The sequence below is a fragment of the Acinetobacter sp. 742879 genome (genome assembly GCF_000588535.1).
Classification (GTDB): Bacteria; Pseudomonadota; Gammaproteobacteria; order Pseudomonadales; family Moraxellaceae; genus Acinetobacter; species Acinetobacter pittii.
The window spans coordinates 76486-97494 of record NZ_JFYC01000009.1; the positions used below are offsets into that span (position 1 = coordinate 76486).

The following is a 21009-nucleotide window of genomic DNA, read 5'->3' on the forward strand; positions in this document are numbered from 1 at the left end:
ATGTTAGATGCGAGAAATAAAAATATGAACGCACATGTTTCTTATCAGGTCGAGCCAGTGGTTCGTAAAGATCTGGATTTTCATTTAAACGAAGCGCCTCGCTTTTGGTTTAATAACGATCCTTTTTTGACTCGTATGTTTGATGCGCTCAGCTTAACCTTTCCAGATGGAGAGCGTTATTTTATTGAATGTGTCCGTATGTTCCGAGATAAAATTGATGATCCCGAACTACAAAAACGGGTTGCAGACTTTATTAAACAAGAAGCTCAACACGGTATTGCACATGACAAAATGAATCAGCTCATGAAAGAGCAAGGCATGCCTGTTGACCAGTTCACAGCTACACTTAAAAGAATTTTTCGTTTTGAACTCACTAAACGCTCACCGCAATACAATATTGCGATGACGGCGGCAGCGGAACATTTAACAGCACTAATGGCAGAAACCTTTTATAGCAATAAAAAAACTTTGGAAAATGCTCACCCCTATGTTCGAGCACTGTTTGCTTGGCATGCCATTGAAGAGATGGAACACCGTGATGTTGCTTTTGATGTCATGAAACAAGTTGGTGAAGTTCCTGAGTCGACTCGTCGTTTTGTATTGGTTCTTACAACAGTACTGATGTTTGGCTTTACACTCTACCGCACAAATATCATGTTGAAATGTGATGGCTTTAGTCCAAGAGAAAGACTCTTGATGAACCTTAAAGGTTTACCTTGGTTCTTTGGCAAAAATGGCACATTAACCGCTATGAAAAACCAATATTTAGATTGGTTTAAAAAAGACTTTCATCCAAGTCAGCATCCAGTCATTCGTCAATATCCTGTTTGGATTGAAACACTAGAAAAGACAAATGATCCTATTGCAGCTGGTGAGGCATTCTGGCAAGCAGGTTTATAACCTGCTTGTTACCATTTCGCATAATGTTGTTCTAGTAAGCCGTATTGTTCGTTACAATTGATTATATCGGTTGCCTCATGCTCAATCATGCCGCTAATTTTAGCTTGCCACTGATTGAACTGGCTGCCGATCATTCTTAAGTTTATATTTTCATATCGGCACCAACCAATATGCACTTGGAGATTAAGCTTTTGATCTAGAGAGCTAATTTGCCAAAGCTCATCATTTACTTTTTCAAATAAAACATCAGTTAGTGGAAATAAAACTCCGTTAATCCATAAGCAGTTTTCATTACCAAAACTTTCATTAACACCAGAAGCTAAATTTAAACCAATACGTCGCCCTTGCTCATCCCAAAAATTACATGAAAGCCAGAACCAAGCTGTTTCAGGTCGCAAAAAACCGCAGGTATCATCTAAAGAGGCGAATGTCTTTTCATCAAATTGTACGATTTGGTTTTGTTTATTAATAAACATTCCCTCTACACCCAGCGTGGTCTGCTTTTGGGTATAAGTCCAACCATTGATGCCAGTTGGTGTACACAAACTTAATATATCGGTTCCAGCACAAAAAATACGAGCGCTAAGCTGAATCTCACCATATTTAGTGACTCGAATGTATCGCACACCATTAGCATGCTGGATATCAAACTGATAAGGCGATTTAGAAAAATAACTTTGATTGAACAACGGCTGTTCATCAAGGTAGGTTTTATGACCTAAAGGCTGAATGGCATTCCACTCGATGACTTGCTGAGTTTCATGGTCATAAATATAGAAAAAGCCATGCCCAACCCAGCCAATATCTGCAATTGCCAGACCAATACTATAGTGTTTATGTTGAATGCCGCAGAATTTAAATTTTTTATATTTTAATTGCTTACGCCAGCCTTTAAGGACCTTACCGTAAGGGGTTTTATAAATATAATGTTGTACGTGAATGGTTGACGGTACAGATTCAAAACGCCCGTAGCGAGGCTGTCCATTTTCTTGAATTAAATCCATTTACCCACTTCCATATGAATATTAGATTTCAAATGACCTATACCACGGTCAAATACGTATTTTCCCAAATTGTTTCAACAAAATCGCCTTTTATTAAATGAATATAGCGCCCTGCTACACAATCTATTGCTAAGCAGTCATCAATATCAATGACTCGATCTGTATGTGCTTTTTGCCACTGCCGATCTATAAATTGTTTACCTAATTGTTTGGCAGCTACCGCATTCGGTGCAACCACAAACTCATAACGGTGAAGTTCACCGAATTCACTTGCATTATATCCACCCAGATTAATTAAATATAATTTTAAATCATCTGGTTGTGGAGCAGCGTCAGTAAAGTGAATTTGATAATTTTGTCCTTGAGAGCTAACTCCTGAGAGCTTGGCCCAAGCATCAATATGCAATCCTTGAGCCTCACCAAACCAAGCCTGTTTAAGTTGAGGATACACTTCTTCCAAAGTATCCCCTACAGCCATGACTACATCATGAACTTCTGTATTAGCGCGGGCATGGCGCCCGCCCAACATAACCATAAACAAACTTGGCATTTTTTCCTCTTACATCTCAACCATTTCTACGCCATCAATGCGTGCAACTGTCATTAAATCTTTATCACCACGACCTGAAACAGTCGCAATAATAATCTGATCTTTAGACATCGTCGGTGCAAGCTTAGACACATAGGCCATCGCATGCGAGCTTTCAAGTGCAGGAATAATCCCTTCGATTTTGGTTAAATCACGAAAACCTTGCAAAGCTTCTGTATCATTAATCGGCACGTATTCTACGCGCTTCATATCTTTCAAGAAGCTATGTTCAGGACCAACCCCCGGATAATCAAGGCCCGCCGAGATACTATGTGTCTCAATAATCTGGCCTTGTTCATCACTCATCAAGTAAGTACGGTTACCATGTAATACACCCACGTGACCCGCATTTAATGGTGCAGAGTGTTTACCAGTTTCAATACCAAAACCAGCTGCTTCAACACCATACATTTTCACGTTGGCATCGTTTAAGAATGGATAGAACAAGCCCATTGCATTTGAACCGCCACCCACACAGGCAACTAATGCATCTGGTAAGCGACCTGCTTGTTCCAAAATCTGTTTACGCGCTTCACGACCAATAATCGACTGGAAGTCACGAACCAATTGAGGATATGGATGCGGGCCTGCAACTGTACCAATCACATAGTACGTCGTATCAACATTCGTTACCCAGTCACGCATCGCTTCGTTCATGGCATCTTTCAGCGTTTTAGAACCACTTTGTACAGGAACAACTGTAGCACCCAACAAACGCATACGATAAACATTCATCGCTTGACGCTTAACATCTTCAGCACCCATATAAACAACACATTCAAGACCTAAACGTGCTGCAATTGTTGCTGTTGCTACACCATGCTGCCCTGCACCAGTTTCGGCAATAATACGTTTTTTGCCTGAAAGCTTTGCAAGTAATGCCTGACCAATCGTGTTATTTACCTTGTGTGAGCCTGTATGGTTCAAGTCTTCACGTTTAAGGTAAATTTGCGCACCACCTAACTCTTTTGACCATCGCTCAGCATAATAAAGTGGACTAGGACGACCTACATAGTAGGCGAGGTCACGGTCGAATTCTGCCAAAAACTGTTCATCATTTTTCATGCGGGAATAGAGATTTTCTAAATCTTCTAATGCCGCCATTAGAGTTTCTGACACAAAACGTCCGCCATGGATACCGAAATGCCCTGCAGCATCTGGGTACTGTGTATAGTCAATCACATTGTTTTGCTGATCCACGTTGGACTCCTTGCATAAATCGTTCAATGAGTTGTTGGTCTTTTATACCTTTTGCGGACTCTACGCCTCCGCTCACATCTACTGCAAAAGCACCGGTAGTATGAATAGCGTCAATGACATTGTCAGGGGTTAAACCGCCTGCCAAGATTAATGGAATATCAAGTTTTGGGAATTTAGACCAGTCAAACTGATGTCCTGTGCCCCCTTTGAGCTCAGGATGCCACGCATCGAGCAATACAGCACTGGCACCAGCTGCCTGATATTTTTGAATTTCAGCAACTACATCCAGATCAGGTTTAACCTGAATCGCTTTATACCAGCGACGTTTACAATGGCGAGCAATTTCCTGACATTGTTCTGGACTTTCATCGCCATGTAGTTGTAATACATCTAGGGGAACACAATCAAGTACATCCTGAATTTCAGTAGCACTCGCATTTACAAACAAACCTACCATTTGTACATAAGGTGGAATTACTTTTGCTAATTCTTGGGCCTGTTCAACCGTTACATGTCTTGGACTTGGTGGAAAAAAAACAAAACCAATCGCATCTGCTCCAGCAGCAACAACTGCCTGAACATCTTGAATGCGAGTAATTCCACAGATTTTTGCTCGTGTACGTTTTTGGTTTGATGGGCTCATGATCTGCCTAAACTACAACCATTTCTTAAAATAAGCGCCATTGTAATGCAATTTTTGCCCCTTGCGTAAAAGTTCTCTGGGAATTGGGCTAAATGACATTGTATGAAATAAATCGCCACTTTATACTGCGTAAAATTGGAAGCAAGTGTAAGCAATTAATGCTTTAGGGAAGCTGGTGAAAGTCCGGCACTGCCCCCGCAACGGTAACAATGTAAAGCATATTTTTTAAGTCGTTCTCGACTTACACCACTGCAGTAATGTGGGAAGGTGAATATGTCCATAAATTAAATATGGCGCTGAAGTCCGGAGACCTACTTGTTTCATCTATCTACCCGATCATTCACGTGGGGTGAATGTATGGAGCATGTTATGTCTAAGTCTTTTCAACCTACTCGTCTAGTAGGGGCTATCGCTATTGCGATGGGGTGTTCACCTGCTATTTTTGCTGAAGATACAACTACCGCAACTCAGCTCGATCCAATTGTAGTGACTGCTTCAAAAAGTGCTGAAAAAGCAAGTGAAGTTCCGGCTCGTATTTCTATTATTGAACCTAAAATTGTAGAACAGTCACCTATTGCTGAATTACCACACTTATTAATGAGTGATGCAGCTATTAATATGGTTCAAAGTGGTGGCTTAGGGCAAACATCTTCAATTTTTATTCGTGGTACTAATTCTGAGCATGCTTTGATTTTACGTGATGGCGCACGTCTGAACACTGCCTCAACTGGTGCAGCAAATCTTGCATTTATTGATACCACAGATATTAAACAAATTGAAATTCTCAAAGGACCAGCATCAGTTCTTTATGGTACGGATGCTATTGGTGGTGTTGTACAAATTATTTCAAAGACTCCAGAAAAAACCTCAGCATTTGTGACAGGTGAAATTGGTGAAAATAAAACTTATAAATCGATTGTAGGCGCAGATCTTGCCGAAAACGGATTTTATGCGCAAGTTCGCAGTCAACGTTTAGAGTCTGACGGTTCACGTATCACTGATCTAAAAGGTAATGACATTAAAAAAGCCTCTTATGATCAAAAAGGCTTCAGCACTAAAGTTGGGGTAGAAAAAGAAGATTTCGGGGCATCTGTTGACTACACACAAAATGAAGGAAAAAGCCAATACGATACTTTTCGTTATGATGGTTCATTGACTTCTCAAGATTTCAAAAATGAATTACTTAATATTCGTGGCCGTGTAAATCTCAATTCAGATATTTCTCTAAATGCAAGATTATCTCAATTTAAAGATGAACTTGATCAAAATGGTTCAAGTGATTTTGTACATAGTACGACAAAGGAGGCAGAAGTTTACGGCAAATGGCAATTCACCTCATCTCAAAATGTATTGGCAGGCGGAACTCATCAAAATATTGATGGGGATGTAGTCTCTTATGGCTCACCTTACGATGAAGACGTTAATAGCACAGGCTATTTTGTACAGCACCAATATCAAAATAATGGTTTAAACACTCAAGTTGGTGTTCGTGTAGAAGATAATCAAAAATATGGTACACATACAGTTGCACAAGGTGCTATCCGTTATCAACTTTTACCACTGACAAGTATCTATGCCAACATTGGTTCAGCTTTCAAAGCACCTACTCTTAATGACATGTATGGTTCTGGGGGGAATCCAAATCTAAAACCAGAAGAAAGTATTTCTTATGAGGTCGGTATAGATCAGAAGCTAAACTATAACATTTCAACTGGAATTTCAGCGTATTACACTAAAATCGACAACTTAATTGAATCACGCTGTATAGCTGTATGTAATGGCGATTGGGTAAATACATTCCCTATTTATCAAAATATTAATATCGACAAAGCATCTATGCGCGGTGGCGAAGTTTATGCAAACTGGACCAAAGATGACTTATTTATTAAATCATCTTATAACTATGTTAAAGCCATCAATGATGAAACAGATCAAGAGTTATCACGACGCCCTCGTCAAAGCTTTACCTTAAGCGCTGGCTTACAAAACGAACTTTATGGCTTAAGTGTTTCACTTTCTGCAAAATCTAAAGCGAAGGACTACAACCAAGATACGCCTGGCTATACAACAGTTGACTTTAATGGTTACTGGAATGCTACGCCAAACATTAAACTCTTCACTAATATCCAAAATATGGGTGATGTGAAATATAAAACTGCTTCCTACGACAAAGGTATCTATTATGTCAACGGTGGGCGCCTCGCATCAGCTGGTGTGACCTTAAGCTACTAAGCAAAACTTTATTATAAAAATATTTTCTTAACTCCAGTTTCGGGGTAATGTTCTGACCGACATTATCCCTTTTTTATGTTCAGGATATCCATCATGGGACACCGTTTAAGCAAAATCTATACACGCACAGGCGATTCAGGTACCACTGGTTTAGGCGATGGTTCTCGTGTTGCCAAGGATGATTTACGAATTACGGCACTTGGTGATGTTGATGAACTCAACGCCATTATTGGGGTACTTCGTGCTCAAATCACAGATAGCCAAGTAACTAATAAGGCTGATTGGGATAAAAGCTTAAGTCTGATTCAACATTGGCTTTTTGATTTAGGTGGAGAGGTTTGTATTCCAAATTACAATCTACTCCAGCCGGTTTGTATTGAATTTCTTGAAAAAGAAATTGACCGTATGAATGAAGATTTGCCTATGCTTAAGGAGTTTATTCTGCCGTCTGGCTCCTTATCTTGCAGTTACGCTCATCAAGCTCGTGCCGTTTGTCGTCGTGCAGAGCGATCACTCATGTCGGTGCAAACTCGTGATCAAAATATTCAAGCTACAGCACTTCAACTTTTAAACCGTCTATCTGACTGGTTATTTGTCGCATCGCGTGCTTTACAGCGTGCTGAGGGTGGCCAAGAAGTGCTTTGGCAAAAAAATATTAATGAGATTATTTAAAAATAGATTAGATTAAACATGGTCTCTGCTCTTTTTAAAGAGACCATAGTCAAAATATTTCATAGAAGAAAATTATGCGCATTATTGGTCACCGTGGTGCACGCCGAGAAGCTCCTGAAAACACGTTAGGTGGGTTTCAGCACATAAAAGACTTAGGTATTCGTGGTGTCGAATTTGATATTCGTCAGCTTCAAGACGAAGAGTTGGTCGTGATCCATGATGACAATTTTTTACGTACAGCTGGAGTCGATCAAGTTGTAGAGCAGTCGACTTTGGCTCAAGCGTTGTCATTCGATCATCGTCAAAGCTGGCCCAATTGGCCAGCTTCTGAACCAACACCTACACTTAAAGGTGTTTTAAACTTACTTGATAATTTCGATCATATTGAAGTTGAAGTTAAAGCTGTAAGAGATATGGCGTTAGCCGAACAACTCGTTCAAAAGCTTGAGATGGAATTGCAGGGCTTTGAGAAAGTCGTAACCATCACAAGTTTTGATCTTCAAATTCTAACTGCTTTACGCGATATAAACTCTCAATTTAAACGCGGATTGTTAGTTGAACTTCCGGTTGGCGCAACAGCGATTGAACTCGCGCATCAATATGGTTGCGGTCATATTGGTTGGCACGACCAGCTTGCAACAGATGAAATGATTCAATTATCGCATCTAGCTGGTTTGAACATCAGTGTCTGGACAGTAAATGATGTAGAAAGAGCAAAAAGGCTGCGTGATTTAGAGGTTCAGGGCTTAATTACAGATATTCCAACCACGATGTTACAAGCTTTATAAATATAAAAAAGGTGGTAAAAACCACCTTTTATTTCTTTTGTGCCTGAATGAGGCGCTGACCACTCTGGTCAAGTAGATATAGCGTATTACCTACGAGTTGAAAGCGTTGAATACGTTGCAAAGCATCTACCAGCTCTGCTTCTTGAGCCAAAGCACCATCACAGCTTGAATGACCTGCATTTACTTGCATATCAAGTTTTTGCTGACTGAAATTAAAGGTATAACGACCAAAAACAGCATTACAGCCCGTATGGCCCGATACTGTTTTGACTGCTGAGTTCAGTGAAAGAGTTGGCCATTGGTTAAAGAATTTTGCCTTATGACCACTGATCTGAGTGATCTGCCAATCAATATCTTGAATGCCATCTGGGCTCACTCTCTTTTTTACAACAGATGCTTGAGTCTGATGAGCTGTTCTTTTTGTTTGAACTTTTTTCGTACTTTGTTCGGGTGCACTTTGACATGCGGCTAATACAAGACTGATTGTGACCAAGACACATTTCAATGATAATTTTCTTGCAATATCAATGCTGTTCTTTTTTTTCAATCGTTGTACGTTCATTAAACAACTTCTCCTGCTTGAAAAACTCTTTGACATAGTTTAATTCTGTTACGGTTCTTTCAATACATCTGTACAATAATGCTAGTGATTCTCACTAAGCACGTGCTAATATGAAGGATAGAATAGCAATATATCTTGATGATTGGTTTTGCTATGTCGTTTTGTCTTTGTACCTTGTTTCACAAGGATTCTAGGAGCGCTGCCGGATATGACTTCCGCCCCACTCAAAGCCCCAATTAACTGGACCGCTAGCATTACCTTAATTGGTTTACCAATTCTTGCCGCAATAATAATCCCGATTTATGCGTATTATTATGATTTTAGTGTAAGCGCATGGGTAAGCTTATTTTTTCTTTTAGCTCTAAGTAGTATGGGGATTACTGCTGGTTACCATCGCCTTTGGGCTCACCGAGCTTATGAAGCATCGTTACCGCTTAAAATTCTTTTAATGATCGGTGGAACATTTGCCGTGCAAAATAGTATTTTGTTCTGGGCATCTGGTCACCGTACTCACCATCGACATGTTGATGATGTTGATGAAGATCCATATTCAATTGAGCGTGGTTTTTGGTATGCGCATATGGGTTGGATGATCCGTGATCATTCACCATCAGAGCCAGACTTTAAAAATGCACCAGACCTACTCAATGATAAATTGGTCATGTTCCAGCATAAATACTATGGTTTACTCGTAGTTGCTGTTCATGTTGGTATTTTAGGCTTAATCGGTTGGGCAACTGGCGATCTATGGGGTGTAGTACTCTTGGGTGGTCTAGTACGTTTAATCATTAGCCATCAAGTTACATTCTTTATTAACTCACTTTGCCATATGTTTGGTAAACGTCCTTATACAGACGAAAACTCAGCACGTGATAATTTCTGGTTAGCCATTGCCACTTGGGGCGAGGGTTACCACAACTATCACCATATCTTCCAATACGACTATCGTAATGGTGTGAAATGGTGGCAATATGACCCAACTAAATGGTTGATCTGGTCATGTTCTAAAATTGGTTTAGCTAAAAATTTACGTCGTATTCCAAGCTTTAATATTAAGAAAGCAGAACTGGCGATGAAATTTAAATACGCTGAACAAGACCTCGCTATTTATGGTCATGATGTAAATGCAGACATTACTCAAATGAAGCAACGTATTGCACAAGAGTACGAAGCATTTACACACACCTTAAATGATTGGGCAAAACTTAAAGAACAAGAGTTACAAGCGAAAAAAGCAGCAATGGCTGAAAAGATTCATAGAATGGATCATAAGCTTAAAGTTGATTTCCAATTGCTTGAACACCGTTTAAGTCATCACCGCGAATGCTTAGAAACACTCATGCGTAGTGTTAAAAAGAATACCAATGTGGTGTCAGACTAAAATAAATTCTGATCTAAAATAGCTCTTTCGGGAGCTATTTTTATGCCTGCTTTTTAACTATGGTATAGTGAAATCTGCTCTTTCTATTTTGCTAAGCCTATGCAGTTTAATTCGCTCTACCCTTCACTTCCGTCTAAATTATTTCATGTTCAGCAGCCATCACCTTTACGTGGTGCAAAAGCAGGACATTTTAACAGTGCTTTGGCTGATGAACTACAATGGTCAGAAGACGATAAAAATGCATGGGTTGAGATCTGTAGTGGACAGCGTACATTCCCTGAATTTCCGTCTCTTGCTATGGTCTATGCGGGTCATCAATTCGGACAATGGGCAGGACAACTCGGAGATGGACGTGGCTTACTCATTGCGCAAATACTAAATACAAAGGGCCAAACCATCGACCTTCATCTCAAAGGTGCAGGTCCTACGCCTTATTCAAGAATGGGAGATGGGCGAGCAGTATTACGTTCTGTGGTCCGTGAATATTTAGCAGGACATGCTTTAAATGCTTTAGGCGTCGCATCTAGTCATGCAGTCGGTTTTACAACCTCGACTCAAGGTGTACTGCGTGAAAAACTAGAGTTAGGCGCAATGCTACTTAGAACATCTGAATGTCATATTCGTTTAGGACACTTCGAATGGATTAATCAATATGCGCCTGAATTGCTGTCAGAATTCACTCAAAAATGTATTGAATGGCATTATCCAGAATGCTTAGAAACTGAAAATCCAATTTTATCCTTTGCCAAAAAGGTAGTTGAACGTACTGCAATTATGATTGCGAAATGGCAATTGGTTGGCTTTGCTCATGGCGTAATGAATACCGACAACTTAAATATTACTGGTTCAACACTCGATTTTGGTCCATATGGTTTTATGGAGCGCTTCCGTCCGAACTGGATCAACAACCACTCAGATTATCAAGGCCGTTATACTTATCAAAATCAGCCAAGCATAGGCCATTGGAATTTATGGACGTGGTTAAACAACTTGATTCCACTTGCTGAACCTGAACAAAAAGATAAGTTCAAAGAAGAGTTAGCACGTTGCTTAGAACAATTTGAACCAATCTTTTTAGAACACTATGGACAAGGTTTATGTCAAAAAATGGGACTTCCCCATTTCCACAAAGACAGCCTTGATTGTAGTTTTGCGTTTTTAAGAATCTTACAAACTGAACAACTCGATTACACTCAAAGTTTTATTCGTCTTCAAAATAAAGAATATAAAACTCTACGAGATGATTGTCTTGATATTCGACAGTTTGATGAGTTTCTTAGCCAATATGAAAGCATTCGTGAACATCAAGATATTGATGAGCTGGATGTAAATATGCAAAAAGCAAATCCGATTTATATTTTACGTAATCACATGGCGCAGCGCGCTATTGAAGCAGCTGAACGAGATGATTTTAGTGAAGTAGATCGTTTATTTAAGCTACTTAATCACCCATACACAAGACAACCAGAGCTTGAGCAACCACAAGATTTAGGTCCGTTCCCAAGTGATGTTCCAGATGTAGCAGTGAGCTGTTCATCTTAATATTAAAAAACTAAACTCTCTTAAGCCACTTAGCTTAAGAGAGTTTCTTACACATCAAAGAATAATATATGAAAATTAAACCCCTCATTATTTGTACATTTCTTATAGTTCCACTGGGAATCGCTTTTTATAATTATGAAAAATATTTACCGACTTTTACGTCAAGCCATCAAGCCCTCTCAAATGAAGAGATCCAAGAAATAATCAAGACCAAGCCAGTTACCTCAATTGAAGTGTTTAAAAACCAACGCCTACTTCTGCTCAAGAGTAATCAGGACGTGATTCGGCAATATCCGATTCGTCTCGGTTTTAATCCCAAAGGACATAAACACTTTGAAAATGATGGTAGAACACCTGAAGGGATTTATTCTATAGATTGGCGAAACTCACAAAGTGCTTACTATAAATCTTTGCATATTTCCTATCCCGATGCGAAAGATATTGCTTATGCCAAGCAACATAATCAACCAACGGGAGGAGATATCATGATTCATGGATCTGTTCCGAAATCATTACTCTCGATGCCTTTTAGCTCGACTTACATGCCCCATAAGGATTGGACGTTAGGATGTATCGCGGTTAGAAATGTAGATATAGATGAAATTTGGCAATTAGTACCCAATCATACCAAGATTATAATTTATCCATAAAATCTTTAAAACTATCCACATTTTCTGTGGATAACATTGTGGTTATCCACAGAATAACTTTTATGAAGACTTACTCTTCAGGATATTCGAAGCGATAACCTACACCATAAACGGCTTGAATCCATTCATGACGGTTACCAGTTTCAGCCGCTTCACTAATTTTTCGGCGCAAGTTTTTGATATGGCTGTCAATCACACGATCGGCAACATCAAAGCTGTCCGGATTAATGTGATCCAATAATTGTGCACGTGAATAAACTTGCCCCACATGCTCTAAAAATAGCTCAAGTAAGCGAAATTCGGTTGGCGTTAAGCTCAACGATTTTTGTTGATACCAAATTCTTTGTTGTGCTTTATCAATTCGGAAAGAATCATTTTGTTCAGGTTCTGCCTTACGCTCTAAACGGCGTAAAACAGCTTGTACACGAGCCACCAACTCTTTTGGGCTAAATGGTTTACATACGTAATCATCAGCCCCCATGTTAAGACCTAATACTCGGTCAATTTCTTCGGTACGGGCAGTGACCATAATAATTGGTAAATCTGATTGTTCACGAACTTTACGGCAAATCGTTAAACCATCCATTCGTGGAACCATTAAGTCCAGAATCATCAAATTTGGTTTACGTTGCTGGAAACTCGCATAGGCATCTTGACCATCATGAAACATACTTACTTCAAAACCGGCAGCTTCAAGATAATCACGCACCAAATGCGCCAATTCGATTTCATCTTCAACCAACATCACATGTTTCATGAGATATTTTTCCTTTTATATTTAACTCTGCTTTTTAAAAGTAAGTACACAACGTAAACCACCTAATGGTGAATGTTCAAAACTGAGTGTACCACCAAGCGCCTGCGCAATCTTACAAGACAAAGCTAAGCCCAGCCCTGTTCCACCTGTACTACGCGTACGCGAATCATCTACGCGATAGAAACGTTCACCTAAACGGGATAACTGCTCATCACTTAAACCAAACGGACTGTCATCCACATACAAAGTCCACTCTTGAGGAGTCTGACTTGTATGAATATGAATTTTGCCACCTGTTTCCGTGTAACGAATACTATTACTAATTAAATTAACAACAATCTGTTTAAAACGGTCACGGTCTAATAATAGCGGAGAACTTGTTCCTTCAACTTGAATTTCGAGACCAGCCTGCTCAAGTTTGGGTTTAAAGTTTTCAACTTCTTGTAGTACCACTTCCCATGGATTTACAGAGCTCAAATAACACTTAAGCTGCTGAGCATCTGCCTGCGCCAAGTCTGCAAGGTCTTGGGTCAATTTTTTCAAGCTTGAAACCTGACGCATCATCGCATCTAAATGTTCAGGAGTTGCTTTTCGAATCCCGTCTTGCATCGCTTCAATTTGTGCTTGCAATACAGCCAAAGGCGTTTTTAATTCATGAGAGGTATCTGCCACCCATTGACGTCGCGACTCTTCATGCTGATGTAAAATTTCTGCTAAATGGTTCAATTGGGTTGATAAATCGCCCAACTCATCATTTCGTTTAATAACAACTTGATGTTGATAATTTCCTTTCGTTAATTCATTGGTTGCATTTAATAAACGCTGAATCGGCTTTTTAAAATAAGTCGCCATCAAAAGCGCTGCAACTAAACTTGAAAGTAAGGTTAAAGCATAAATTAAGAGTAAATAGCGCTTTTGGTTACTAAAGAAATTAATACTCAAAGCATCTTCTTTATCTAAAACAGGTTTTAAACCTAAATATCCAACCACTTGATTGTTTAAGATAATCGGGCGAAATGACATCTGATCTGAAGAAGGTGGTTCACCTACTACAAACTGGTGCTGCGCGTCATATAAAGATAAACGCGAACTCAATCCTAAGCGGTCTGGTAAAGCGATAAAACGCTTCTTACCATTTTGCGTTTCAATATCTTTTAAGCTTCCCTTCTTTGATTTATTTTTATCATCACTTGGACGAAACTGGTTAGCACTTAAAGGGAAACGCAACCCTTCAAAGGGTTGATATTGTGAAGGTAAATTTTGCTCAAGCGTTCTTAACTCTTCCTCACTAAAAATACTATTTTTATTAGTTGGTGCAACTTGAGGAGAAATATTGATAAGCGCGTGTTCATCAAAAGAATGCTGCTGTATGGCAATGTCATATTGACGACGAAGCCACCACTGTGAGAGACGATCGTAGTCATCGGGAGCCGCGGTTCCTTCAATTTGTAAAATCTGTGCCTGAATCGCATTCCCCCAATCATGGTAAACCGTATAGACATCACCCAAATTAGTAATGAGACGGTCAAGCTTCTGCATTTCAACGTCGGCTACATATTTGGCAAAGTTCTTTTGCATTGTCCAGTGCAAAACGCTCAAGCTTGCAGTCGCAATAAGTAATGTGGTGAGCAAGACTGTCAAAAATAACCGTAATGCAATGGGAACACGTAGAACGTTCAAAAGCACTCTCTCATTTTTACGCTATATTTGGCATTGTAACCAACAACGAAAAGAAAAACTCTCCATTGTTTCTACATCTTTATTATCTAATCTTTAAGCCATCTTAAAACACAACATTAAAAGGCTTTAGATATGAAAATGACGGCAAAAATTGCATTATTCAGTGCGGCAATTGTAACAATGGGAAGTTTGGCTGCGTGTCAATCGACAACTCAACCACCTAAACCAGAGCGTGGAATGATGCAAGATGGCCCACGTGAGGGTCACCACCGTATGAAGCACCGTGAGTTCACTCCAGAACAAAAAGCTGCATGGGAACAGCACCGCGCAGAACATCAAGCTCGCTTTGAACAAATCCAAAAAGCATGTGATGGTAAAGCGAATGGACAAACAGTAAATGTTCAAGTTGGAGATAAGACACTTGAAGGTACTTGTAACCTTCGTTTTGAACCAAAGCGCCCTCAACCACCAGTTAACGCTCCTGCTCCAGTACCAGCTCCAGCAAAATAATTCTAAAATTATGAAACAAAAAGGCGCCTATAGGCGCCTTTTTGTTTATACATAACTGTTTACGATTTTGACTATTTGTATCATATAAACATAACCAAAAGTGTTTACACTCAAAGCACTTAGCTAGTTTAAGCATTTTTTTCTTGACTTTGCAGTCACAAAGTAAAGGTCCTGAGGTGCTTGTGCAGTTATGCAAGTTGTTGCACGATGTAATAGTCCAAGGTGCCTCATGGCACATTCTCATAGATTAAGATTATAACTCTGGTTTCACCAGTATTGAGGAACCCGATATGCCACAATACAAAGCGCCCTTACGTGATATGCAATTTGTTTTGCATGAATTATTAAATGCTGAAGAACACTATGCAAAATTACCTGATTTCCAAGGTAACGTAAGCCGTGAATTGGTTGATCAATATTTAGAAGCTGCTGCTGACTTCTGTGAAAATGAACTTTCTCCTTTAAACCAAGTGGGCGACCGTGAAGGTTGTACTTGGAATGATGGCGTAGTCACTACTCCAACAGGTTTTAAAGAAGCTTATCAAAAATATATTGAACTTGGCTTTCCGTCTTTATCAGCAGAAGAACAATACGGTGGTCAGGCCTTACCTAACTCTTTAGGTATCGCAATTTCTGAAATGGTAGGTAGCTCTAACTGGGCATGGGGCATGTACCCAGGCTTGTCTCACGGAGCTGTACGTACATTAGAGCATCATGGTTCTGATGAACAAAAAAATACTTACTTACCAAACCTTGTTTCAGGTGTTTGGACAGGTACGATGTGCTTAACTGAGTCTCATGCAGGTTCAGACTTGGGTATTATCCGTACTAAAGCAGAACCAAATGCTGATGGTAGCTATGCAATCTCTGGCGAGAAAATCTTTATCTCTGCTGGTGAACATGACATGGCTGAGAACATCATCCATATCGTTCTTGCTCGCCTACCTGGCGCACCAAAAGGTACTAAAGGTATCTCATTATTCATCGTTCCTAAATTCAATGTAAATGCAGATGGATCTATTGGCGAACGTAATGCGGTACGTTGTGGTTCTATCGAACACAAAATGGGTATTCATGGTAACGCAACTTGTGTCATTAACTTTGACCAAGCTAAAGGTTACTTGATTGGACCTGAAAACCGTGGTTTGAACTGTATGTTCACCTTCATGAACACAGCGCGTATTGGTACTGCGGTTCAAGGTTTAGCAGCGTCTGAATCATCTTTCCAAGGTGCGTTGACTTACGCGAAAGAACGTTTAGCAATGCGTTCACTTTCTGGTCCTAAAGCTCCAGAAAAAGAAGCAGATCCTATTATCGTTCACCCTGCTGTTCGTAACATGCTTTTAACTCAAAAAGCGTTTGCTGAAGGCGGTCGTGCTCTTGTTTACTTACTTGCTCAATACGCAGATATCGTTGAAAAAGGCGAAACTGAAGAAGAGCGTAAGTTTGCTGACAACATCTTGTCTTTATTGACTCCAATTGCAAAAGCATTCTTAACTGAAACAGGTTCTGAATCTGCTAAGCACGGTGTACAAGTCTTCGGTGGTCATGGCTTTATTTCTGAGCATGGCATGGAACAAATCGTACGTGACACACGTATTGCTTGCTTATACGAAGGTACAACTGAAATTCAAGCACTTGATTTGTTAGGTCGTAAAGTATTGCAAACTCAAGGTGCAATGCTACGTGACTTCACTAAGATCATCCATAAATTCGTAGAAGCAAACAAAGACAATGCTGCTATGAAAGAATTTGTTGAACCGCTTGCGGCACTTAACAAAGAATGGGGCGATCTTACTATGCAAATCGGTATGCGCGCGATGCAAAACCCAGATGAAGTCGGTGCTGCTGCTGTAGATTACCTATACTTCGCAGGTTATATCACTTTAGCTTATCTATGGGCTCGTATGGCGCTTGTAGCACAAGAAAAATTGGCAGAAGGTACAACCGATGTTGACTTCTACAATGCGAAAGTAACTACTGCTCGTTTCTACTTCAAGAAAATCTTGCCACGTGTACGTTCTCACGTAGATGTGATCGCTGGTGGTCTAGATCCATTAATGTCATTAGACGCTGAACATTTCGCTTTCTAACCATAGTTAGTTGCGATATGCAATGTTAAAAAACAAAAAAGGACTGCTCAGTTTTGACGGTCCTTTTTTTATAAAATCAATGATAAATTTACACTTTAAATTCCATATCCATTTCGTTTTACAGGATATCTAGCACAGGCCAATGTGCACAAAAAAGGTGAACGATTATGCCAATTTACAATGCTCCTTTAGCTGATATGAAATTCATCATAAATGATGTATTTAAAGCAGAACAATTTTGGCAGTCTAATGAGAAACTCGCTCATGTAGATGCTGCAACAGCTGAAGCAATTTTAGAAGAAATGGCTAAATTTGCTCAGAACGTGACTCATCCATTAAACCGTACCGGTGACGAAGAAGGTGCTCGCTATGAAAACGGCGAAGTATTCACACCAGCTGGTTTTAAAGATGCATTTCGTCAATATGCAGAAGGTGGTTGGATTGGCCTAGGTGCCGATGAAGAATGGGGCGGTCAAGGCATGCCAAAAATGCTCACCGTTCTTTCTGATGAAATGTTATTTGCGACTAACCCATCTTTCATGCTTTACCCGCTTCTTTCAGTGGGTGCAGGTATGGCTTTAAGCAGCTACGCATCTCAAGAACAAAAAGAAACTTATTTACCTAAGATTTATTCAGGTGAATGGTCAGGCACCATGTGCTTAACCGAGCCACATGCAGGTACTGACTTAGGTATTATCAAAACTAAAGCAGAACGTAATGAAGACGGTACATATAACATTACCGGTACTAAAATTTTCATTACTGGCGGTGACAACGATTTAGCAGAAAACATCATTCATTTGGTACTTGCTAAAACTCCGGATGCCCCTGCTGGTTCACGTGGTATCTCGTTATTTATCGTACCGAAATACCTTGTAAATGAAGATGGTTCTTTAAGCGACCGTAACCATGTTGGCCCAGGTTCTATTGAACATAAGATGGGTATCAAAGCATCTGCAACTTGTGTGATGAACTTTGATGGAGCTAAAGGTTACCTCGTTGGTAAAGAAAACGAAGGCCTTGCTGCAATGTTCGTTATGATGAACTACGAACGTTTATCAATGGGTATTCAAGGTTTAGGTGCATCTGAATTTGCTTATCAAAATGCTGCTCAATACGCGACTGACCGTTTACAAGGTCGTAGTGCAGCTGGTGTTCAATCACCAAACAAACCTGCTGACAGCATTTTAGTGCATGGTGATGTACGTCGTATGTTGTTAAATGTACGTGCCAATAATGAAGCATCTCGTGCATTTGCTGTCTATGTAGGTCAACAACTCGATATTACTAAATTCTCAACTGATGCAGCAGCAGTGAAAAAAGCCAATGACCGCGTTGCGCTTTTAACTCCAATTGCAAAAGCTTACCTCACAGATACAGCATTCCAAGCAACTTTAGATGCTCAAATGGTATTTGGTGGTCACGGTTACATCCGTGAATGGGGTATGGAACAATGTATTCGTGACCTTCGTATTGCTCAAATCTACGAAGGAACCAACGGCGTTCAATCTCAAGATTTAATTGGTCGTAAAACCATTAAATGTGGCGGTGCATTCATCGCTGAATACATCACTGAAATTCGTGACTTTGCGAATGACCTAGACACTGACTTGAACTTCATTAAAGATGCAACTTTAGATGCTGCAACTGAAATTGAAGCAATCACTCAGTTTATTATTGAGCAAGCTGCTGAAAATGTAGAGTTCCCGAACTCAGCTGCGGTTGATTATTTACATGCGGTTGGTTTACTCAGCTTCTCATATATGTTTGCAAAAATTGCTGCCGCTGCTAAAGATAAGTCTGGTGATTTCTATCAGAACAAACTTGCTTTGGCTCAGTACTTTGTTGAACGTATCTTGCCGGATATTGATGCGCGTATTGCTAAAATCAAAGCTGGTTCTGACTTAATTATGGGCTTTAGTGAAGATTACTTTACTAATCAAGCTTAATTAAGCTCTTCATAAAAACGCCTGAATAATCAGGCGTTTTTTTATTTCTAATCATAAAAGATAGATAACTTTTAAGTTTTTAATTTCTCGACCAAGAAGTCAGCAGTAATATTGACACTGGGTAAAAGCCCTCGTCTTGTCAACATCAATAAACTTGTCGTTACGCTACCAGCAGACCAGTCTGGCAAAACATGAATTAAGCTACCCTCAGATAGTTCATTCATACAAAAAGTTTCAGGTAAAAGCGTAATACCCAATCCCCTTTTTGCAGCCCCCTTTAAGATCTCCGACTCATTTGCTACAAAGCGGATGTTTGGACGTACTATCTCTTTCTGACCATTTATATTTTGAAAATGCCATGGATTCATTTGCAATTCAGGCCATATACCTTCGTGTTTAAGCAAATCTTCTGGTGTATGTATAGGAACCGATTTCATTAAGTAGGTAGGTGCTGCAACAGCAATGATTTTATCATTTTTAAGTACACGTTGAATTAATCCAGAATCCGGCAATGGTTGAAAATGACTACGGATCACAATATCAAAGTTTTCGCTCATAACATCAACGTAACGATCAGTTACCTCTACTTGTAATAATAACTTAGGATAATGTTCTGCAAGTTCAGGCAAACAATCAGATAAAAGATACTGAGCAATGGGCACAGAAGCACTGAGCCTGACTACACCACTTGGTTCTTGTTGTTGTATTAATAGATTTTCTTCTGCATAACGAAACTCATCTACTGCATTTTTGGCATGTTGATAAAACAGTTTTCCTGATTCGCTTAAGACAAAACTACGTGAACTACGATGAATTAACGTTAAGCCCAGCTTATTTTCTAATATTGCAACACGCTTACTAATAGTTGATTTAGGTAAATTGAGCTGTTTAGCTGCGGCAGAAAATCCTTGATGCTCTACAGCAACAACAAAGAGATAAACATCATTCAAGTTTTGTCTGAGTAGCATTCTTCAATGTCCATATATGTAGACAATAAGTTTCATAATACATGACTACTAGAAACTTTTCTGTCGACTTATGATGATTTTACACATCAAAAAAGAGTAATCATCATGTCAACTTTCACTTTATTTTATGGCGTACCTTCTGGCTGCTCATTTGGTTCAATTGTTGCCTTGGAATGGTCAGGTTTACCTTATCAACTCTGTAGAATTGAGATGCCGGCTCAGTGTAATACCGAGGAATACCGCCAAATTAATCCAGTCGGTGAAACACCTGCACTGCTCTACGATAATGGTAAAGTTTTAACGGAAAGCATGGCTATCTTGAACCATATCATGGCAAAAAGCCTGAATGCGGCTTTTCATTATGAACAAGGAACAGAACAATTTAATCTCTTTAATCAGAAACTAGCTTTTTTGAATACGACTTTATTCAATGCATTTAGCCCACTCTGGTATAGTCTTGAACACTCTTCATCAGAAAGTAATAAACAAGCATTACGTGAATATGGAGCAGTCCAAGTTAAAAAAGCATTTACCGCTTTAGAAAATAGTCTGATAAATCAAACTTGGCTAATGGGCGATCAATTGTCTTTTGTAGACGGATACTACGCTGGTATCGCACGATGGTTGAAATATCATAATGTTATTGATATTGATCAATTTCCAAACTGCAAACGACTTTATGAACAATTACAAAATGAGGCGGCGGTTAAATTTGCGCATGCAATTGAACAAGAACAATCCGTAAAGAGTACAGGTAACTTTTTAGGCCATGTTGTATTTGAAGATGTCATTCAACCGTATAAAAATTTGAAATAGTCTTTGTATTTATAGTGGATATCACCTTACTACCTGAGTTGAATTAAATCTTCATAAAAACGCCTGAATAATC

The 21009-nt window shown here is 39.5% G+C and carries 19 protein-coding genes and 1 riboswitch; of the genes, 11 read left to right on the forward strand and 8 right to left on the reverse strand.

Going from position 1 to position 21009, the window contains the following annotated elements; genetic code table 11:
* The first annotated feature begins 24 nt into the window (after window positions 1-24).
* Window positions 25-900: a metal-dependent hydrolase gene (locus J690_RS16385; protein ID WP_032036968.1), complete on the forward strand. Its 876-nt coding sequence runs from the start codon at window positions 25-27 to the stop codon at window positions 898-900.
* An 8-nt stretch (window positions 901-908) separates the two neighbouring features.
* On the opposite strand, the gene J690_RS16390 is transcribed toward J690_RS16385, so the two are convergent.
* Genes J690_RS16390 through J690_RS16405 form a run of 4 tightly spaced genes read right to left on the reverse strand, consistent with a single transcriptional unit; the run spans window position 909 to window position 4336 of the window.
* On the reverse strand, window positions 909-1904 hold the full coding sequence (locus tag J690_RS16390; RefSeq protein WP_032036969.1) for a DUF2804 domain-containing protein: 996 nt from the start codon (window positions 1902-1904) through the stop codon (window positions 909-911).
* Window positions 1905-1941: 37 nt separating this feature from the next.
* The gene (locus J690_RS16395) at window positions 1942-2454 is read right to left on the reverse strand and encodes a DUF1543 domain-containing protein (protein ID WP_032036970.1); all 513 of its coding nucleotides are present in this window, start codon (window positions 2452-2454) and stop codon (window positions 1942-1944) included.
* A gap of 9 nt (window positions 2455-2463) precedes the next feature.
* Window positions 2464-3693: a tryptophan synthase subunit beta gene (trpB, locus tag J690_RS16400; protein WP_002116129.1), complete on the reverse strand. Its 1230-nt coding sequence runs from the start codon at window positions 3691-3693 to the stop codon at window positions 2464-2466.
* Window positions 3668-4336, reverse strand: a complete 669-nt coding sequence (locus J690_RS16405) for a phosphoribosylanthranilate isomerase (RefSeq protein ID WP_032036971.1) — start codon at window positions 4334-4336, stop codon at window positions 3668-3670. Before J690_RS16405 ends, trpB begins: the two co-directional genes overlap by 26 nt.
* A 126-nt stretch (window positions 4337-4462) precedes the next feature.
* Window positions 4463-4669: riboswitch (cobalamin riboswitch) on the forward strand.
* Between the two features lie 36 nt (window positions 4670-4705).
* Here J690_RS16405 and J690_RS16410 point away from each other — a divergent pair.
* The 3 genes from J690_RS16410 (at window position 4706) to J690_RS16420 (ending at window position 8028) form a co-directional block, all read left to right on the forward strand.
* The gene (locus tag J690_RS16410; RefSeq protein WP_032036972.1) at window positions 4706-6568 is read left to right on the forward strand and encodes a TonB-dependent receptor plug domain-containing protein; all 1863 of its coding nucleotides are present in this window, start codon (window positions 4706-4708) and stop codon (window positions 6566-6568) included.
* A gap of 93 nt (window positions 6569-6661) precedes the next feature.
* Window positions 6662-7240 (forward strand): cob(I)yrinic acid a,c-diamide adenosyltransferase, encoded by a 579-nt coding sequence (locus J690_RS16415; protein WP_032005538.1) that lies wholly within the window; start codon window positions 6662-6664, stop codon window positions 7238-7240.
* A gap of 74 nt (window positions 7241-7314) precedes the next feature.
* On the forward strand, window positions 7315-8028 hold the full coding sequence (locus tag J690_RS16420) for a glycerophosphodiester phosphodiesterase (RefSeq protein ID WP_032036974.1): 714 nt from the start codon (window positions 7315-7317) through the stop codon (window positions 8026-8028).
* Window positions 8029-8056: 28 nt separating this feature from the next.
* Here J690_RS16420 and J690_RS16425 read toward each other — a convergent pair whose 3' ends face one another.
* Window positions 8057-8590: an META domain-containing protein gene (locus J690_RS16425; RefSeq protein ID WP_032036976.1), complete on the reverse strand. Its 534-nt coding sequence runs from the start codon at window positions 8588-8590 to the stop codon at window positions 8057-8059.
* A gap of 208 nt (window positions 8591-8798) precedes the next feature.
* Between J690_RS16425 and J690_RS16430 the strand changes: the two genes are divergently transcribed.
* The 3 genes from J690_RS16430 (at window position 8799) to J690_RS16440 (ending at window position 12163) form a co-directional block, all read left to right on the forward strand.
* On the forward strand, window positions 8799-9971 hold the full coding sequence (locus J690_RS16430; protein WP_016143072.1) for an acyl-CoA desaturase: 1173 nt from the start codon (window positions 8799-8801) through the stop codon (window positions 9969-9971).
* A 99-nt stretch (window positions 9972-10070) separates the two neighbouring features.
* On the forward strand, window positions 10071-11513 hold the full coding sequence (locus J690_RS16435) for a protein adenylyltransferase SelO (RefSeq protein WP_032036978.1): 1443 nt from the start codon (window positions 10071-10073) through the stop codon (window positions 11511-11513).
* A 68-nt stretch (window positions 11514-11581) separates the two neighbouring features.
* Window positions 11582-12163 (forward strand): L,D-transpeptidase family protein, encoded by a 582-nt coding sequence (locus J690_RS16440; protein WP_014207621.1) that lies wholly within the window; start codon window positions 11582-11584, stop codon window positions 12161-12163.
* 70 nt (window positions 12164-12233) lie between these two features.
* On the opposite strand, the gene J690_RS16445 is transcribed toward J690_RS16440, so the two are convergent.
* Both J690_RS16445 and baeS read right to left on the reverse strand, forming a co-directional pair.
* Window positions 12234-12920 (reverse strand): response regulator, encoded by a 687-nt coding sequence (locus tag J690_RS16445; RefSeq protein WP_032036982.1) that lies wholly within the window; start codon window positions 12918-12920, stop codon window positions 12234-12236.
* A 21-nt stretch (window positions 12921-12941) separates the two neighbouring features.
* On the reverse strand, window positions 12942-14600 hold the full coding sequence (gene baeS, locus J690_RS16450; protein ID WP_016143070.1) for a sensor histidine kinase efflux regulator BaeS: 1659 nt from the start codon (window positions 14598-14600) through the stop codon (window positions 12942-12944).
* Between the two features lie 132 nt (window positions 14601-14732).
* Between baeS and J690_RS16455 the strand changes: the two genes are divergently transcribed.
* The 3 genes from J690_RS16455 (at window position 14733) to J690_RS16465 (ending at window position 19152) form a co-directional block, all read left to right on the forward strand.
* Window positions 14733-15110 (forward strand): hypothetical protein, encoded by a 378-nt coding sequence (locus J690_RS16455; protein WP_032036984.1) that lies wholly within the window; start codon window positions 14733-14735, stop codon window positions 15108-15110.
* 290 nt (window positions 15111-15400) lie between these two features.
* Complete coding sequence (locus J690_RS16460; protein ID WP_005804712.1) at window positions 15401-17203, forward strand: acyl-CoA dehydrogenase C-terminal domain-containing protein; 1803 nt, start codon at window positions 15401-15403, stop codon at window positions 17201-17203.
* A gap of 167 nt (window positions 17204-17370) precedes the next feature.
* Window positions 17371-19152: an acyl-CoA dehydrogenase C-terminal domain-containing protein gene (locus J690_RS16465; RefSeq protein WP_032036985.1), complete on the forward strand. Its 1782-nt coding sequence runs from the start codon at window positions 17371-17373 to the stop codon at window positions 19150-19152.
* A gap of 71 nt (window positions 19153-19223) precedes the next feature.
* Here the strand turns inward: J690_RS16465 and J690_RS16470 are convergent, their stop codons facing one another.
* A complete protein-coding gene (locus J690_RS16470) occupies window positions 19224-20102 on the reverse strand; it encodes a LysR substrate-binding domain-containing protein (protein ID WP_081405211.1) in 879 nt (292 codons plus the stop codon).
* Window positions 20103-20225: 123 nt separating this feature from the next.
* Here J690_RS16470 and J690_RS16475 point away from each other — a divergent pair, with 123 nt between their 5' ends.
* On the forward strand, window positions 20226-20936 hold the full coding sequence (locus J690_RS16475) for a glutathione S-transferase family protein (protein WP_032036987.1): 711 nt from the start codon (window positions 20226-20228) through the stop codon (window positions 20934-20936).
* Window positions 20937-21009 lie beyond the last annotated feature (73 nt).

Coding starts and splice junctions, on each gene's coding strand:
- J690_RS16385 (WP_032036968.1), top strand. CDS start 25: ATGAACGCACATGTTTCTTATCAGGTCGAGCCAGTGGTTCGTAAAGAT.
- J690_RS16390 (WP_032036969.1), bottom strand. CDS start 1,904: ATGGATTTAATTCAAGAAAATGGACAGCCTCGCTACGGGCGTTTTGAA.
- J690_RS16395 (WP_032036970.1), bottom strand. CDS start 2,454: ATGCCAAGTTTGTTTATGGTTATGTTGGGCGGGCGCCATGCCCGCGCT.
- J690_RS16405 (WP_032036971.1), bottom strand. CDS start 4,336: ATGAGCCCATCAAACCAAAAACGTACACGAGCAAAAATCTGTGGAATT.
- J690_RS16410 (WP_032036972.1), top strand. CDS start 4,706: ATGTCTAAGTCTTTTCAACCTACTCGTCTAGTAGGGGCTATCGCTATT.
- J690_RS16415 (WP_032005538.1), top strand. CDS start 6,662: ATGGGACACCGTTTAAGCAAAATCTATACACGCACAGGCGATTCAGGT.
- J690_RS16420 (WP_032036974.1), top strand. CDS start 7,315: ATGCGCATTATTGGTCACCGTGGTGCACGCCGAGAAGCTCCTGAAAAC.
- J690_RS16425 (WP_032036976.1), bottom strand. CDS start 8,590: ATGAACGTACAACGATTGAAAAAAAAGAACAGCATTGATATTGCAAGA.
- J690_RS16430 (WP_016143072.1), top strand. CDS start 8,799: ATGACTTCCGCCCCACTCAAAGCCCCAATTAACTGGACCGCTAGCATT.
- J690_RS16435 (WP_032036978.1), top strand. CDS start 10,071: ATGCAGTTTAATTCGCTCTACCCTTCACTTCCGTCTAAATTATTTCAT.
- J690_RS16440 (WP_014207621.1), top strand. CDS start 11,582: ATGAAAATTAAACCCCTCATTATTTGTACATTTCTTATAGTTCCACTG.
- J690_RS16445 (WP_032036982.1), bottom strand. CDS start 12,920: ATGAAACATGTGATGTTGGTTGAAGATGAAATCGAATTGGCGCATTTG.
- J690_RS16455 (WP_032036984.1), top strand. CDS start 14,733: ATGAAAATGACGGCAAAAATTGCATTATTCAGTGCGGCAATTGTAACA.
- J690_RS16460 (WP_005804712.1), top strand. CDS start 15,401: ATGCCACAATACAAAGCGCCCTTACGTGATATGCAATTTGTTTTGCAT.
- J690_RS16465 (WP_032036985.1), top strand. CDS start 17,371: ATGCCAATTTACAATGCTCCTTTAGCTGATATGAAATTCATCATAAAT.
- J690_RS16475 (WP_032036987.1), top strand. CDS start 20,226: ATGTCAACTTTCACTTTATTTTATGGCGTACCTTCTGGCTGCTCATTT.